The sequence below is a fragment of the Maribacter sp. UBA3344 genome, from assembly GCF_002362375.1.
Taxonomy (GTDB): domain Bacteria; phylum Bacteroidota; class Bacteroidia; order Flavobacteriales; family Flavobacteriaceae; genus Maribacter; species Maribacter dokdonensis.
Genome location: NZ_DERI01000029.1, coordinates 29,138 through 47,016 on the forward strand (window position 1 = coordinate 29,138; position 17,879 = coordinate 47,016).

A 17,879-nucleotide genomic window follows, 5' to 3' on the forward strand; every position below is an offset into this window, starting at 1 on the left:
AGGAATTACAATAGTCTGAGTATTTGAATTTGTTCCACCAAATGTCAAGGTCTGGGTATCTTGAGGAACACTTGTATAATCGCTACCTTCTATGGTAGTCCCATCAACGGTATAATACTCTACCGTGAACTCGTCTTGAACATCTGCATTTAGTATGACATCAAGAGATACGGTACCTGCATCCTCGTTCACGTCAATAGAAGTGATATCGAATTGTACTCCATATAAGGAAGGATCGGCATCGTTATCAATAATGTTTACCGTAGCCGTATCATTGGCAAGAATACCTACGATAGGCGAAGAAATATCTTCAAGGATTACCTGGAAGTTCTCCGTAAACTCGATTAAGGTATCATCTATAATAGGAATAACAATAGTCTGAGTATTTGAATTTGTTCCACCAAATGTCAATGTCTGGGTATCTTGAGGAACACCTGTATAATCGCTACCTTCTATGGTAGTCCCATCAACGGTATAATACTCAACCGTGAATTCGTCTTGAACATCGGCATTTAATACAACGTCAAGAGATACGGTACCGGCGCCTTCGTTTACATCAATTGAAGTAACATCAAATTGTACTCCGTATAAAGAAGGATCGGCATCGTTATCAGTGATATTGATAGTACCTTGATTATCATTAATAGCGATCAAAGTAGTCGATAGATCAGAAAGGTCGACAAATAAACTTTCAGTAAATTCAATTAGCGTGTCGTCAATAATACTTACGGTTATAGGGTGAACTTCACCATCTGTACCGGTAAAAGTCAACTGACCAGCATTGGCGGTATAATCTCCAGGTTCAACTGCTGAATCATTATTAGTTGTGTAATCTAAAGTAAATCCGTCTTGAACGTTACCTGTCAATAAAACATTGATCGTTGCAGTACCTGCAGCTTCATCAACCGTAATATTGTCATTCTCAAATGAGATACCTGTAACACCTGGTATATTATCGTTATCGGTGATATTGATATTACCTTGGTGATCATTTATAGCAATTAGTGTAGTAGAAAGGTTAGACAAGTCAATAAACAATCTTTCAGTTGCTTCAATTAAATTATCATCAATGATACTTACGGTAATTGGCTGTGTTTCTCCATCTGTACCGGCAAAGGTCAACTGACCGGCAATAGCAGTATAATCTCCAGGTTCAACCGCTGAATCATTGTTGGTAGTATAGTCTAAAGTAAATCCGCCTTGTACATTACCCGTCAATAATACATTGATCGTAGCAGTACCTGCAGCTTCATCTACCGTAATGTCATCATTTTCAAATGAGATACCTGTAACGCCAGGTATATTGTCATTATCTGTGATATTGATATTACCTTGATTGTCGTTTATACCGATCAACGTAGTAGAAAGGTTAGACAAATTGACTAATAACGTTTCAGTAGCTTCAATGAAATTATCATCAATAATAGTAACCGTTATAGGTTGTAATTCGCCATCTGTACCAACGAAAGTAAGTTGACCGGAATTACTAGTATAATCACCAGGTTCAATTGCGGAACCATCGGCAGTGGCATAGTCAATAGTAAATCCGCCAGGTACATTTCCTGTCAATTGAACATTGATCGTTGCGGTACCAGCAGCTTCGTCTACGGTAATATTGTCGTTTTCAAAATCGATACCAGTGGTGCCAGGTATATTATCATTGTCTGTAATACTGATATTTCCTTGATTGTCATTGATAGTAATAAGTGTCGTAGATAGATTAGAAAGGTCAACCAACAATCTTTCAGTTGCTTCAATTAAATTATCATCTATGATACTTACGGTAATTGACTGTGTTTCGCCATCTGTACCAACAAACGTTAATTGACCGGCAGTTGAGGTGTAATCACCAGGAGCTTCCGAGGTATCGTCATTAGTGGTATAATCTACCGTAAATCCGCCTTGAACATTACCTGTTAACAATACATTTATAGTTGCGGTGCCAGCAGCTTCATCAACTATAATATTATCATTTTCAAATGAGATTCCGGTGCCGGGCACATGGTCATTATCTGTAATGTTAATATTACCTTGATTGTCATTGATTGCAATCAATGTGGTAGATAAGTTTGACAGATCTACAAATAACCTTTCCGTAGCTTCAATGATGTTATCATCTATAATGCTTACCGTTAGAGGATGGAATTCACCATCTGTACCTACAAAAGTTAATTGTCCTGCATTGGTAGTATAGTCACCTGGTTGTACTGCAGAATCATTGTTCGTAGTATAATCTAGGGTGAAACCACCTTGAACATTACCAGTAAGCAATACATTGATCGTTGCAGTGCCGGCAGCTTCATCAACTGTGATATCGTCATTTTGGAAAGAGATACCCGTAGTTCCCGGTATATTATCATTATCCGTGATATTGATGTTACCTTGATTGTCATTAATAACAATAAGGGATGTCGATAAATTTGAAAGGTCAACAAATAGTCTCTCGGTAGCCTCTATGATATTGTCATCGATTATGGTCACCGTAACTGGCTGAATTTCTCCATCTGTACCGGTGAAAGTCAATTGACCGCTTATAGGAGTATAATCTCCTGGTTGTATAGCCGTATCGTTGTTGGTTGTATAATCTACCGTAAATCCGCCAGGAACATTACCTGTTAATTGCACATTTATAGTTGCCGTACCTGCGGCTTCATCAACGGTAATATCATCATTTTCAAATGCGATACCCGTAGTACCCGGTATATTATCGTTGTCGGTAATATTAATGTTTGCTTGATTGTCATTGATGGCAATCAAATTAGTAGATAGGTTAGATAGGTTAACAAATAATCTTTCTAACGTCTCAATGGCACTATCATCAATAATTGTAACGGTAATTGGCTGTAGCTCACCGTCAGTACCTAGAAAGGTCAATTGACCTGAACTTGTAGTATAATCATCTGGTTGAACAGCAGAGTCGTCACTGGTGGTATAATCCAATGTAAAACCACCTTGTACGTTACCGGTTAAGAGTACATTTACGGTAACCGTACCAACAGCTTCATCTACGGTAATATCATCATTTTGAAAAGAGATACCCGTGGTTCCAGGAATGTTGTCATTATCGGTAATATTGATATTCCCCTGGTTGTCATTGATAGCAATTAAGGTTGTAGATAGGTTAGATAGGTCTACGAACAGTCTTTCAGTAGCTTCAATGATGTTGTCATCTATGATGTTGACCGTTACAGGGTGAATTTCTCCGTTGGTGCCGGTAAAAGTTAATTGACCAGAAGTTGAGGTATAATCACCAGGTTCAATGGCAGAATCATTGTTGGTGGTATAGTCTACCGTAAAGCCGCCTTGAACATTACCTGTCAATAGAACGTTTATAGTGGCTGTACCAGCATCTTCATCTACGGTAATATCGTCATTTTCAAATGAAATACCGGTAGTTCCAGGTATGTTGTCATTATCGGTAATATTTATATTCCCTTGACTGTCATTAATGGCAATTAAGGTTGTAGATAAGTTAGATAAGTCTACAAACAATCTTTCTGTAGTCTCAATAATATTGTCGTCAATAATAGCAACTGTAATTGGTTGTAGTTCACCGTTAGTACCGGCAAAGGTCAATTGACCTGAACTTGTAGTATAATCCCCTGGTTGAAAGGCAGAGTCATCATTAGTAGTATAATCTATAGTAAAACCGCCTTGAACATTACCTGTTAACAGTACATTTATTGTAGCTGTACCATCAGCTTCATTAACAGTGATATCATCATTTTGGAATGAAATACCTGTACCGGCGCCACCATCATTATCGGTAATATTGATAACTCCCTGGTTGTCATTTATTGCAATTAATGAAGTTGAAAGGTTTGAAAGGTCTATAAATAAACTTTCAGTTACCTCTATAAGCGAGTCATCATTAATGGTAACGGTTATGGACTGGGTTTCACCATCTGTACCGGTAAAGGTCAATTGCCCCGAGTTAGTAATATAATCACCAGGTTGGGTGGCCGTATTATCATTGGTTGTAAAGTCTAAGGTAAATCCTCCTTGAACATTACCTGTTAATAGAACATTAATGGTGGCAGTACCTGCAGCTTCATCTACGGTAATATTGTCATTTTCAAAGGAAATACCCGTAGTGCCCGGTATATTATCGTTGTCGTTAATGGTACCAATAGCAGAATTAGTTGGCTGTTGATCTAAGAACCCAACATTAATATTAGATTGAATATTGGATAATGTTATAGTGAAATCTTCCGACGGTTCAATAATGCTATCGTCTATGATCGGTACGTCTATATTAACTGAATTTGTAGTACTGTTGAATGAAATTGTACCCGTAGAAGACGTATAATCACCTGGTTCAATAGCAGTATCGTTACCTGTTGCATAATCAACGGTAACTGTTTCTCCAGGAGTAATACTACCTGTAAAAGTAGCTGTGAATCTCGCAAAAGTGTTAGTGCCTTCGGTGACGATTACATTGTTATTGGCGAAAGAAATACCGGTGCTACCAGGAATATTGTCATTATCGGTAATTTGAATAGTACCTTCACCATCATTTATGGTTGGGGTATTGGTTCCATTGGTAAGTTGCACTAAGAACTGCTCGGTAGTTTCAATAATAGTATCATCATTAACGGTAATGGTTACCTGTTTAATTTCGTTGTTGGTGCCATTAAATGAAATGGTATTGGATGCTGATACATAATCACCAGATTCAACCGCGGTATCATCTGCGGTGGTATAGGTTACCGTGAATCCGCCAGATACAGAACCGGTATGTGTAATTTCAAGAACAGCGGTACCTGCATCTTCATTTATAACAACATCATTAATGCTCAACCCAATTGGGTTTCCATTTTCACTAACATATATATACTGTGTATGGCTTGTTGAATTACCCGCACAATCATTGGTGGTCCAGGTTCTAATAATAGTGTAAGACGTACTTGTATTGTCACCGTCATAAGTTTCGTTGAATGTCACTGTAGAGTTAGAGTCACAATTGTCATTGGCAGAAAGTATCGGTGCCGTAGGTATATTGTCATGAGCGGCATAAGAATCTTGTGGTAAAGTTTCATTAAATGTAGGCGCCTCATTATCTTCAATAGTGATAACCTGGGTAAAAGTATCACTTACTCGACCACAAGCATCTGTAAATGTCCATGTATTAGTATACGTACCTTCAGTAGGGCAAGCTCCAGATTGTACAAAACTACCTGCTGTTTTATTCAAAGTAAAATCACAAGAAGCCGTTGCAGGTACCAAAGAATTAGCATTGTTAAGTGCTGCAATATTATCACAGGCAATAGTTCTGTCCAATGCATTAGGAGCCGTTGACCAATTTACCTGTGGGGGTTGTTGTACATCTATGATTGTAGGGGTATGTGTACCTATACCACAAGAATTTGTTGAAGATGAACTGTTAGTGGTAATAGGGTCACCACTAATAACTCCACTATATGTAGCCGTTGCCTGTAATTCAAAACTAGCAACACAGGCAGTTTCCAAAAAGTAACATGCTTCTATAATTTCAATATCGAAATCAATATCATAATTATCACCCATATTGGTAGTGCCATTTTGAGCCGTAAAGGTCAATGTTTTAGTAGACGGGTCATAAGAATGGGTAATTCCTGGAGGTAAAGTTCCTACCCCGGAGAAATCTGCTTCAACAGGAAGAACCGTGGTAATAACAAGATCTTGAATATCGTCATTGCCAACATTGGCAACGTTTAAAGTTAATGGTACAACATCACCAGCATTAAAAGGACCACTGGTTTTTGTATTTAAACTTAAGGCCCCTAGACTTGGTTTGTAAACATCTACACTTAATCCCATTAAATATAGACCGTAAGACTCTTGATCTGTAGTAATTTTAAATCGGGCAAAGGTTTGATCGTTATCAATATATCTATTGGCCGTATTGTCTAAAGGAAATACGGTAGCATCAAAACCTAAGGTATTTGTACTAGCAGCATTTCTGTCCTCGTAATTCAGACCGTCAATGGTAATACGACTGTTAAAGAAGTTGTCTTCATCTCTTAACGTAGTCGATAATTTTGACCAGTTATTAGAAGTATCAAATATTAATAATTGGTCACCTGAAAGATCACGGTCACCTTCTAACGCACCTAACATTACATTGGCATTGATATTACCGTTAGGTATGGTTTCAAAGCCGCTAAAGTTAAATTCTGTTTCACCCGCACCATTAGATGCAAAGGTGTGTACATAACCATCATAAAGGGTAATGTTTTTAGGGTCTAATGATACGTTTTCATAAACGAATACAATTTGCCATCCACCAGAGGTTCCGGTCACATTTGCAATACCGTGAGAACGTAAATCCATTTCAGTAGCCTTTACGTTTCCTACTTGATAGGTTCCAAAAGGGGTAGAAAGAGCATTGATGTCATCGGTAATATCCTTTATACATACATATGGGTCGTTTTGAAAATGATTATCACGACCTCTATAAATTACCTCATCTGCAGAAACCGTTGTATATGAAGATTGGCCTGGTAGCATTAATTTAACCTGGTTGTAATTCCAAGAAGGTTCTGTAGCACCACCACCAGTAGTACCATCGTATTCTTTATCTGCTGCAGCCCAATATAGATAAGCCTTTTTAATATTTAAACAGCTCAAAGAAGGCTCTGGGTTTGCTAAGTTCGCATTGGTAGAGTTGAACGTTGTTGGGTCTGAGTCTATATCTACAAAAACGTTGTTGTTGAAATCATGGTTACCATCTTCTCCATTGTAATTTCCTGTTGCATTTCTTGAAAGTACATTGTTTGCGATCATGGTAAAGTCTCCGTTGATACTTCCGGAATAGCGAATTTCAAAATCTTTTTTAAGGTTGGTGTCGTTTACAAATATGTTAACAACAGCTTCATCTTCAGATCCGTTAGAATCTACTATTTTATATCTAAAAGAATCGTTTCCGTTAAAAGATGGACTAGGTTGGTATTCAAAATAATCATCTGTAGCGTCACCAGGTGTACCATTGTCCCTAAGCGTTACCGTACCATTAATAGGGTTGTTTACCACTTGTAGAGGGTTTACGGCTGCAGGTCCGTCAAACCCATAATCATCATTATCTAGCACCGTAATATTTGCGGAAGCTTGGTTTTGGAATACAACAAAAGAATCATCTACTGCACTTGGTAAATGATTAATATCCCTAATAGTACCAATAGCTGTAGGGTTAGAAGCTGTAATTAAATTTGGGGAAATTGAGGTTATTGTCAATCTCAAGGTCTCATCACCTTCAATTATAGCATCTTGGATAATATCCACAGGAACTTGTAGTACTTCATCTGAAGTACCGGTAAAGTTAAGGGTACCTGTTGCCGAAGCGGTATAGTCACTACCATATGTGGTGGTATTGTCCGTAATTTCATAGGATGCTGTAAAACCTCCATTTATTGGTTTTCCGGTATACGTAACTTCAAAATTGGCGGTTACATTGAATTCGTCTACAGAAAAACCTGTAGCAGCCACTGTACCCGTATCATCATTGGTTATCGTACCAATTGCATCCGCATTGGATATACTGATTTTAGATGAAGATGGATTAGAAATCGTAATTCTCAAATCTTCATTGTTTTCAATGAAATCATCACCAACAACATTGATTTGAACTGAACGTACTTCGTTATTTACACCGGTAAAAGTTAAGGTTCCAGTTGTTTGTGGATCTGTGGTTAAAGTATAGTCAACACCAGAAGTTGTGCTAATATCGGTAATAGAATATGCCAGGGTAAACCCACCGTTTAATCTGTCTCCGGTATACGTAACATCAAAATTGATACCGTTGGTCTGTTCAACGATACTAAAACCAGCTACAGCAACAGAACCTCCGTCGTCATCAAGTATAATTCCTCTAGCTTGGTTGTTTAATAAGTTGATACCAACATTTGAACGTATGGCAACAAGATCAACAAAGAAATCCTCTTCGTTCTCAATGGTGTCATCGCTAATTATGGGCACAACTATATTTTGTGTTTTTGTTGTACTGGTAAATGTTAAGGTTTGTATGGTAGCGTGAGGAGTAAAATCTGTGGCATTTGCCGCACTACCGTTAGTTACAAAATAATCTACTTCAATAGTTTCGCCAGTGTCCACATCACCAATGAATTCAACGACGAATGTGGCATTTACATTATCACCAGTATCACCTTCTGTAACGGTAACCGTTAAATTCTGAAAATCAATTCCTTTAGTAGCGGTGTTATCGTTATCGGTAATAGCGCCCGTACCTGTTGGATCTACGATGTTAATTAAAGTAGTGGACAGATTAGAAAGTTGAATGTTCAAATCTTCCGTAGCTTCTATGAATGCATCTTCCAGTATGGTAACTTCAATTGACTGTTGATCGTTATTAGATGTGCCGGCTGGGAAAGTTAACTGTCCTGAAGCAAGTGTTGTGGTATAGTCTTTTCCGTCTGAAGCAGTACCGTCCGTAATATTGTATTCTACGGTAAAGGAATCTTGTACGGTATTTCCGTTATAAGTGATGATGAAGTTAGTACTTCCTGCGGATTCGTTAACCGAAAAGTCAGATGCACTTAAACCTGTGGTTGCCGTTTTTAAATCATTATCGGTAATAGTACCAATAGCATTTGCATCTACTAAATTAATAAGGCTAGTAGATAAATTCGTTAATTGAAAATTGATGGTTTCATCAGATTCAATGATGGTATCGTCATTAATGTTGATACTCACATTTTGTGAGTCACCATCATTGGTCCCTGCCGGGAATGTCAATTGACCTGTTAATGTAGGGTTTCCACTAAAATCTGTACCAGCTATAGCTGAACCATCCGTTATAGCGTAATCTACAGTAAAAGAATTTTGCAGTTCACTACCATTATAAGTAACCACAAAATTAGCAGTGCCATCATCCTCATCAACATTGATGTCAGCAACCGTTAAACCTGTGGTAGGTGTTTTAGAATCATTATCTATAATGGTACCGATCGCATTTGGGTCCACTAGGTTGATAAGATTGGTAGAAAGATTTGATAGTTCAATATTTAAATTCTCGTCACCTTCAATGATGAGGTCATTAATTATGGTAACATTTACAAGTTGAGTTGCACCGTCCGTAGTGTTGTTTGGAAAAGAAACCTGACCTGTTAATGTAGCGGTATAGTCATCTCCTTCTATTGCAGATCCATTGGTAATAGTATAATCTGCCGTAAAGCCAGTTTTAACGTTACCACCATTATAGGTAACTACAAAGTTTGCCGATGCAGTTGCCTCGTTGAAATCTACGTCTGCAATAGATAGTCCTGTCGTTGGGGTAGTATCATTATCTATGATTGTACCTGTAGCATCTGCCTTGATAATATTCAAAAGACTGTTTGAGATATTTGATATTTGAATACTAAGACTTTCATCACCTTCAATTACGGTATCATCTGTAATTGCTACTAAAAGTGATTGGGTGTTACCATCAGAAGTACCGGCAGGAAAAGTAACCTGACCAGTAAGGTTTACATTATAATCTGAGCCATGAGTTGTACTAATATCTGTAATGGCATAGTCTACGGTAAAGGAATCTTGTACTGTAGGTCCGGTGTAGATCAATATAAAATTAACGGTACCCACATTTTCATCAACGGAAAAATCAGCTATGGAAACACCTTCACCCGCAGCAGGGGCATTTATATTAGTAATGGTTCCCAACGCAGTATCGGTAATATCGCCTACATTGGTTGAGCCATTGGTCATGCCCAAGGTAAAAGTTTCATCACTTTCAATGATATTATCATCTATGGCCGGAATAAGGATATTTGTATTCAATGTATTACTAGGTACTGAAAAACCTGACAGGGCAGTATAGTCCGATGCTATTGTAGTAATATCTGTATACGTAAGGTCAAACGTCACTACTTCATTTACCGCATGAGATAAGCTAACGGAGAAATCCAGATCATTACCTTCTGCAACACTCGCGTCTGCAATGGTAACAACAGGTCTTATAAAAAGGTCTGCGGCATTAGAGTAGGTATAAGGAGTACATAGATTTTCACTATCATACGCGCTAAATCTATATTGATTTCCACTTTCAGAGCTTGTGATATTTGTCAAGGTCAATGTGGTAGTCGTGGAACCTGAATAAATACCGCTATCCGAAATAGGGTTCCAAGTGGTACCATTGTCCGTACTAACTTCCCATTGATAGGTAAGTCCGGTTCCGTTAACACCTGTTGTATAGGTAATAGTGTCGCCAAGGTTGGCAACTCTATCGTTTGGCTGTAATGTTATACTAACGGTTTGGAACGCTGTGGTAACCTTACTATCCGTACCTGTATAGCCACCTTGTGCTAAAACACGCCCTGTAGAAGGGTCTACTGTACCGTTGCTTACGGTTAGAGGACCGTTACCTAAATAACCATCGCCGTCAGGATCTGTATGTCCAGCCTCTACAGCATCGGGGCAACCGTCATTGTCAGAATCATTATCTAAGCTGTCAATAATGGAGTCGCCATCGGCATCACCGTTACCTTCGTTAATATCCGTAATACCGTCATTATCATCATCTTCATCCACTAAGTCATTTACGCCATCAAAATCAGTATCCAAGTCATCATCTGTAATTGTAATTTCACCTTCACCGGTTACAAAAACTATGTTTTGGGGAACATAGTTGGTCATGGTGTTGGCATCCGGGGAATAAGAAGGTATTACCGTGAAATATTCTGTGGATTCAATTACGGTATCATCGTTAATTTTAAAATTTCTATTAAAACTTTGATTATTAGACCCATTAAAATTAAGAAAGCCGATAGTTTCATCATAATCAGAAGGTTGTGTTGCCGTATTATCTGATGTAGCATAGTCAATTCTGAAATTATCTTGAACTTCGCCATTTAATGTAAAACTAATTCTGGCATTACCGACAGATTCTAATTCTGTAGTATTACTTAAATTTATGGTAGCGGTATCATTATCATGAATGCGAAGTGCAGAGCGTTCTGTATTTATGCTAACCCTTGAAGGACTAGAGCCATATTTGGTAGTCTCCGCTGCATTTCTAGATTTTACACCGTTGAACTCTTCAGAAGGTTCTACTATAGCGTTGTCTATGGTTGGTATGGGTATAATTATTTCAGAACCTGAAATAGAACCTGCAGGAAAAGTAGCCGTAGTGGTAAATGCGTTGAAATCACTACCATCACTGGCAAGACTCGTTGAACTTGGATTAGCCTCAACAGAAAAATCAACTGTATAAGCATCTTCAATACCTACGTATTGTTGACCGCTGGTATTAGTGCCATTTGATAATCGAAGAACATACTGTATTTCTCCGCCTTCCGTGATGTCATAGTTTCCACCAGTTATATAAGCAACATCAGTGTCTATTATTGTACCGGTACCCGTATCATCGGAAAAAGAATATGAGCCAGAGGGATCACTTAGCGTAAGTGTAAATTCTTGTTGGGTTGTTTCTACCCAATCATCGTTTAAAGCGGCAACGGTAAAAGTTGAGGTGGTACCAAAAAAACCTAGGGTTACTGAATTTGGACCGGAATAATCTAAAGGTAGTGCAGTATCTGCTACGTCACCATATGTAATATCAAATGTTCGGTTACCTATTATAAAGCTACTGGAAGTAACCGTAAAGGTCATGTTAGACCCCTCATTTGCACTTGCGTCTGAAACCGAAAAAGTTTGTGCCAAGCCATCTATTGATCCTATAAAGAACCACATGACAAATAAAAAAAATGTCGGTTTTATGAAAGTTGATCTTTCCATTATAAATTTTTATTATTTGTTAGAAGAATACCGTGCTTGAACACGTAAAAATTTTTAGCCGTATTTTGAGTGTTGGAGCTGCCGTTGGTCAACGGGATATCCATCGCTAGAAAAGAATTATTGTTTACCTTATAAACAGCATCACTATCTGCCTTTGTATTGGACAGATTGTTGACCCTTGAAAAAGATGTAAAGAGATGTTGTATTCCATATATTGGAAATACAGTTTTTTCAAAACAGCATTTGGGGGAGATGATGTTAGAAGTGTAAATAGACTTCATATTAATGGTTAAGTTTAATTCTTTATAGTTTACTTAACCAACATCAAAATAGATTACGAAGAATCGCAATCAATTGCTAAATAGAAGGTTAAGTTTTTTTATTAGAACAGATTTGGGATCTAATTCTGTTACAAAATTAGGACCTACCCGTCTAATAACTCAATTTTATAGTTTACCCGATGTTATTCGTCGACGAACCTACATTGACAAATTAACGGTGGTAGTTTTGGGATATTTAATTGTTGTTGTGAAGCAAGGTGATTTTGTGGTAAATAATATGTAGTCCTTTTCTTATTTTTTTTAAAAATATAAATTGCAAATTTTCTATTTGAATTTGTAGTTGTTTGATAATTAGTATTTTAGATTGAATTTTATTTAATAATCATCGTTGTGTTTTATGTAAGAATTGACTTGAATTACGATTTGAAATTGTTGTAGAGTGTTAAAATTGTTGTTAAAGATTTTATGATTATGTGATTGTGCATTTGGTCGATGAAATCAATGGGTTCAACCGATTGGAGTTAAAGTAGGGCAAGAATTTAGATGGGTAATTTTGGTGATTTAGGAAGATTTTCAAAAAACTTCTTAAATGCAAAAACACCTTTTCAAAAATGTTAAAAAGGTGTTTTTATTTATATAGGCGCTCTCGCGGAAAGTTAAATTTAACTACACAACAAAAATATAATTTGGCTTAGATAATAAGGTTGAATTCATATTATCTAATTATTAAAGTGCGTCTAAATTTTTCATTAAATCATTTGCTTTTAATTGTATGTCAGCTAAAATACTACCGTCCATTTTATCTAAAAGTGACAGCATCATTTTCATACGTTGGTTGTTTTTAAAATGCGCTTTCTTATCTGCTAAAAAATTCCAGTACAGCGAGTTAAATGGGCAGGCTTTGTCTCCTAATTTTTTTGTGTGGTTATAAGAGCATTTTGAGCAATAATTACTCATTTTATTAATATAATTGGCACTGCTAACGTACGGTTTAGTTGCTACTATACCACCATCTGCAAATTGGCTCATTCCTCTGGTATTTGTAATTTCAACCCATTCTATGGCATCTATATAAACACCTAAATACCATTGGTCTACCTCGTCTGGATCTATTTGCGTAAGTAGTGCAAAGTTTCCAATAATCATTAAACGTTGTATGTGGTGGGCATATGAGTGGTCTAAACTTTGACCAATGGCATGTTTTAAACAGTTCATGTTCGTTTTACCTGTCCAAAAGAAATGGGGTAGTTTGTTTTTATTTTCTAGCACATTTAAGCCCTTATATCGTGGCATTTCTTTCCAATAAATACCTCTCATATATTCTCGCCACCCTAAAATTTGGCGAACAAAACCTTCAACTTGAGAAATATGAATTACGTCCTTATTTTTATGATAATGAGCTTTGACCCGGGTAATTACCTCTTTAGGCGAAAGTATTTTGCTGTTCATTGCAAATGACAATCTAGAATGAAATAAAAACTTTTGGTCTTCATGCATGGCATCTTGGTAATCACCAAAATGTGGTAAGAGCTGGTCACAGAAATAAGTCAAGGTACTTAGGGCATCTACTTTGGTTACTGACCACGTAAATGCCGTGGGGTCAACATTACCAAAGGTCTTAACCTTAGCTTTGGAAAGCTCTTCTATAATTTCTTCAACGTTCCTTTTAAAAACTTTCTCATGGGGAATACTTGGTTGACCTTTCCATTTATTTCTGTTGCTTTGATCATAATTCCATTTTCCACCTTCAGGTTGATCGTTATTTATTAGGATATCGTGCTTTTTGCGCATCATACGATAAAAGCTTTCCATGATCATTTGTTTTTTTCCTTTGAAGAAATCCCTTAATTCAAATCGTGTCGTATAAAAATGTTCGGTATCGGCGTAAGAGGTAGCTATAGATAATGATTTACATATATTATTTAATTGTTCATCAAGTCTGTACTCATCAGGTAACTGATATTCAAATTTTTTGGCGTTTGATTCTTTGATGGTTTTAGTGATAATTTCCTCTAGTTGTTGAGGATTATTTGCATCAGTAAGTGAGAAATATATAAATTGATGACCTTTAGCGCTCAGTTCCTCTTTGAAATTTCGCATAGCTAAAAAAAACGCTATTACCTTTTGTATGTGATGTTTAACATAGTCGGTCTCTTGGCGCATTTCTGCCATAAGATATATGACATTATCATTTACTTCATTGAACCAAGAGTGATTTTGGTTTAACTGGTCACCAAGAATTAACCGTACAGTTTTCATTTCGTCTAATTTTAATTTTTAAAACAATGTTTCTTGCAGCCACAAACGTTGGTAACTACCGGCACTATCATAGCGATCAGCCTGACTTTTACTATTGAACTTTCTATCTCTGGGGTCATTACCAACGCCGCTATTGTACATCCAATTTCCATAGTTACTATGCACATCGTAATCTATGAGCATACGCTCAAAATATGCGGCGCCAATTCGCCAGTCTTGCTCCAATTCCTTAGACCAAAAACTGGCTACATTTTGTCTACCTCTATTGCTCATCCATCCGGTTGCCAATAATTCTTTCATATTTGCATTAATAAAAGGTTCTTTGGTAGTACCATTTATCCATTTTTCTAGTGCTACTGATGTTCTTTTCCATTCGTAAGGCTTTTGAAGTATACCTGTTAGTCCAAAGATTTTATCACCATGTTTTAAGGAGATATACTTAAAATAATCTCGCCAAATAAGTTCAAAGATTAACCAGTAGGTACTTTGGTTCTTTACAATTTCTTTTTCAAATTTTCTAACTTCCCAGTAGATGGTTCTGGGGGATATACTACCATTAGCTAACCAGGCAGAGAGTTTTGAACTATAATTTTCACCAATTAATCCGTTTCTGGTTTTTTTATAGACAGTTAGCTTTTGAGAATCCCAAAAATATTGTTCGATGCGTTTTTGTGCTTCATGTTCACCACCTTGAAATGGGAAGGCCGTATGCGTGTGTTGGGTGAAGTCATTAAAACCCAATTGATTTAAAGTAGGTATTTCTGTTTTAGTGCAGACCAAATTATTCTTAGACATTGCCTTAATAGGCATTTGAGGAGCTCTTACCTTGCAATGGATTTCGCAATCTTTTCTGAAGTTGGTGAATATGTCTGGTATTGATTTGAAACTTGTATAGGGAATATCATCTGGATGAAATAAAAATTGGTCGTACACTTCTTTGAATTGAATAGAAGGCGATATTTTATTCTTCACATTTTCAAGTACAAGCTGCTCATCTCTTGTCCATTCTTTTTGAAGAAATATGGTATCGATATTATGTTGTTCAATTAATTTAGGCAAGAAATCTTTAGATTGGCCCACATAAATGAAAAGGGCAATGTTAAGTTTTTCGAGCGCTGCTTTTAATTGGGTTATGGTTTCAAGTAAGAACTTGGTCCGGTACTTGCCCGTTCGTTTAAATCCGTAATTATCATAATCAAAAAAAATAGTTTCAAAACAATAGAAGGCAATAACTTTCTGTCCCTTCACGGCATCGTTCAAGGAGGAATTATCACCTATTCTTAGGTCATTTCTAAACCAGATTAAATTATTCATATTCTATTGTTTAAGTAGTTTACACTTTTTACTACAGTATTTTACATGGTCCCAATCTCTTTTCCATTTTTTACGCCATGAAAATGGCTTCTTACAGGTAATACATATTTTAGAAGGCAGCCGTATTCTTTTATGTGCCATTACAGTAATTTTTGTAAAGGCTTGTCCGGTTCGGCATAAGAAAACCTAGTTAAAAGTTTAGGTAGCGCATATGCATTTAAACCATTAGTCACTACAGCGTTATGTTTGTCTAATTGTAACCAGCCATCTTCATGTAAAATTTCATTAGGCAAATAAATATGTTCAATGGCACCTATGATCATCACACAGCCATTTTCTTCTATTCTATATTCATTAACATAACTACACCCCAGTTTTATAGCACTTTCATCTACATAGGGAGCGTGAAATTGGTCTAGGTAACTTTCGGTTAAATTTGTTTTTGAAAATTCTGAAATATGCTCTTTGTAGCTTGCTGCGGTTTGGTGAGCGCCTTCAATTATTTCATTGTTTACTTGGTTTACAGTAAAAAAGCCAGTCTCTTTAAAGTTTTTATAAGTATCTCTTGCAACTGTTAACGGACGTAAAATGAAACCTAGCATTGGCGGAGAACTGCCAATATGCACCACCGAGTTGAAAATGGCTAAATTACTAATACCCGATACTGATTTTGTCCCTAAAAGATTGGCAGATTTATAACCGGTACAACTATTGATCAAATGTGCCCTATATCTACTGGGCATTTCATGAATATCGTTTGAGGTAAAATGTTTCAAGATAAATTTATTTTGTTTAACAAAAATATTAAAAAATTAAACAAAAAATAACCTTATCAGATAAATGATTTGTTCAGTTTGTTGCGATAAAGCTTAAATTTTGGGCAATATTTCATATTTTTAACATTCACTTAATGTAGGCTTAAAGCCCAATACATGACCCAAGAAAAAAAGAATATTGCCATAATCGGCTCTGGATTAGTAGGATCTTTACTAGCTATTTACTTAAAGAGATACGGACATAAAATAACGGTGTTTGATAGAAGACCGGATATTAGAAATATTGAGTTTTCTGGTCGATCCATTAACCTGGCTATGAGCAATAGGGGATGGAATGCTTTAAAAACTGTTGGAATAGAAGAGGAGATAAAAAAAATAGCCATTCCTTTAGACAAACGGGCCATGCACGTTATTGGTAAAGAACAGTATTTTCAAAAATATGGTAAGGATGGTGAGGCAATTTGGTCCATATCAAGAGGGGTCCTGAACAAACGAATGATAGATTTAGCCGAAAATAATGGAGTAGACTTTCGTTTTGAAGAAAAGGTATGGGATATTGATCTGCCAAGGGCGGTTGTTTACACAGGTGAAAGTGAAAGGGGCGAGTGGAAAGAATATCCATTTGATTTGGTATTTGGTTGTGACGGGGCATTTTCTAGGGTGAGACATAAAATGCAACGACGTAGTAGGTTTGACTATTCGCAAGATTTTATTGATGTTGGATATAAAGAATTGACCATACCTGCTAATGCAGACGGTACACATAAACTAGATAAGCATTCTTTTCATATTTGGCCGCGAGGTAAATTCATGTTTATTGCTATGCCCAATTTAGATGGCAGTTTTACATGCACCCTTTTTATGCCATTTGAAGGGGAAGTATCTTTTGAAAGTATACAAACAAAGAAAGATGCTGTAGGCTTTTTCAATTCTTATTTTCCAAATGTAAAGGATGAAATTGAAAACCTTACCGAAGATTTCTTTAAAAACCCTACAAGTGCCATGGTAACTATGAAATGCTATCCTTGGACCTATTGGGACAAAGTAGCGCTGGTAGGAGATTCTGCCCATGCTGTGGTTCCCTTTTATGGTCAGGGTATGAATGCTGGTTTTGAAGATATTTATGTCTTAAATCAGCTTATTCAGGAATTTGGAGATGATTGGGAGTGTATTTTTACTACCTATCAAGAAAAACGCAAGCCAAATGCCGATGCTATAGCAGAGCTGAGTTATAGAAACTTCATAGAGATGAGCAGTAAAACTGCAGACGCTAATTTTTTACTTCAAAAGAAAATAGAAAAACACTTTTCTACAAAACACCCAGAAAAGTGGATACCTGCATATAGCAGGGTTACTTTTTCCAGTAGACCTTATGCAGAAGCATTAGCGGAAGGTGATGCACAGGAAGAAATAATGAAAGAAGTTATGAAAATATCGAATATTGAAGAAAATTGGGATAGTTTAGAGGTTGAGAACTTAATGTTGAAGCTGTTAGCCGGTTCCTGAGAATTTTATACGAATA

Annotated in this window: 7 protein-coding genes; 1 reads left to right on the plus strand and 6 read right to left on the minus strand. The window is 36.7% G+C overall.

All coding sequences use genetic code 11. The annotated features are described in order from the left end of the window. The 6 genes from B2Z27_RS17540 to B2Z27_RS17565 form a co-directional block, all read right to left on the minus strand. Positions 1-11,727: Calx-beta domain-containing protein (locus B2Z27_RS17540; protein ID WP_286814655.1), on the minus strand; the 11,727-nt coding region annotated here is incomplete at its 3' end. After that, positions 11,727-12,008 carry a hypothetical protein gene (locus tag B2Z27_RS17545; protein WP_286814656.1) on the minus strand — a complete coding sequence of 94 codons (282 nt, stop codon included), beginning with the start codon at positions 12,006-12,008 and terminating at the stop codon, positions 11,727-11,729. The genes B2Z27_RS17540 and B2Z27_RS17545, both read right to left, overlap by 1 nt. 726 nt (positions 12,009-12,734) lie before the next feature. Further along, a complete protein-coding gene (locus B2Z27_RS17550) occupies positions 12,735-14,267 on the minus strand; it encodes a cryptochrome/photolyase family protein (RefSeq protein ID WP_286814658.1) in 1,533 nt (510 codons plus the stop codon). 18 nt (positions 14,268-14,285) lie between these two features. Continuing rightward, on the minus strand, positions 14,286-15,581 hold the full coding sequence (locus tag B2Z27_RS17555; protein WP_286814659.1) for a DASH family cryptochrome: 1,296 nt from the start codon (positions 15,579-15,581) through the stop codon (positions 14,286-14,288). A gap of 3 nt (positions 15,582-15,584) precedes the next feature. Continuing rightward, positions 15,585-15,722, minus strand: coding sequence for a DUF2256 domain-containing protein (locus B2Z27_RS17560; protein WP_286814660.1), 138 nt, complete (start codon positions 15,720-15,722; stop codon positions 15,585-15,587). Further along, positions 15,722-16,357 carry a flavin reductase family protein gene (locus B2Z27_RS17565; protein WP_286814661.1) on the minus strand — a complete coding sequence of 212 codons (636 nt, stop codon included), beginning with the start codon at positions 16,355-16,357 and terminating at the stop codon, positions 15,722-15,724. The genes B2Z27_RS17560 and B2Z27_RS17565 overlap by 1 nt, the downstream gene beginning before the upstream one ends. Before the next feature lie 156 nt (positions 16,358-16,513). Here B2Z27_RS17565 and B2Z27_RS17570 point away from each other — a divergent pair, with 156 nt between their 5' ends. Beyond that, a complete protein-coding gene (locus B2Z27_RS17570) occupies positions 16,514-17,863 on the plus strand; it encodes an FAD-dependent oxidoreductase (RefSeq protein ID WP_286814662.1) in 1,350 nt (449 codons plus the stop codon). The last annotated feature ends 16 nt before the right edge of the window (positions 17,864-17,879 follow it).

Coding starts and splice junctions, on each gene's coding strand:
- B2Z27_RS17550 (WP_286814658.1), bottom strand. CDS start 14,267: ATGAAAACTGTACGGTTAATTCTTGGTGACCAGTTAAACCAAAATCAC.
- B2Z27_RS17545 (WP_286814656.1), bottom strand. CDS start 12,008: ATGAAGTCTATTTACACTTCTAACATCATCTCCCCCAAATGCTGTTTT.
- B2Z27_RS17570 (WP_286814662.1), top strand. CDS start 16,514: ATGACCCAAGAAAAAAAGAATATTGCCATAATCGGCTCTGGATTAGTA.
- B2Z27_RS17555 (WP_286814659.1), bottom strand. CDS start 15,581: ATGAATAATTTAATCTGGTTTAGAAATGACCTAAGAATAGGTGATAAT.
- B2Z27_RS17560 (WP_286814660.1), bottom strand. CDS start 15,722: ATGGCACATAAAAGAATACGGCTGCCTTCTAAAATATGTATTACCTGT.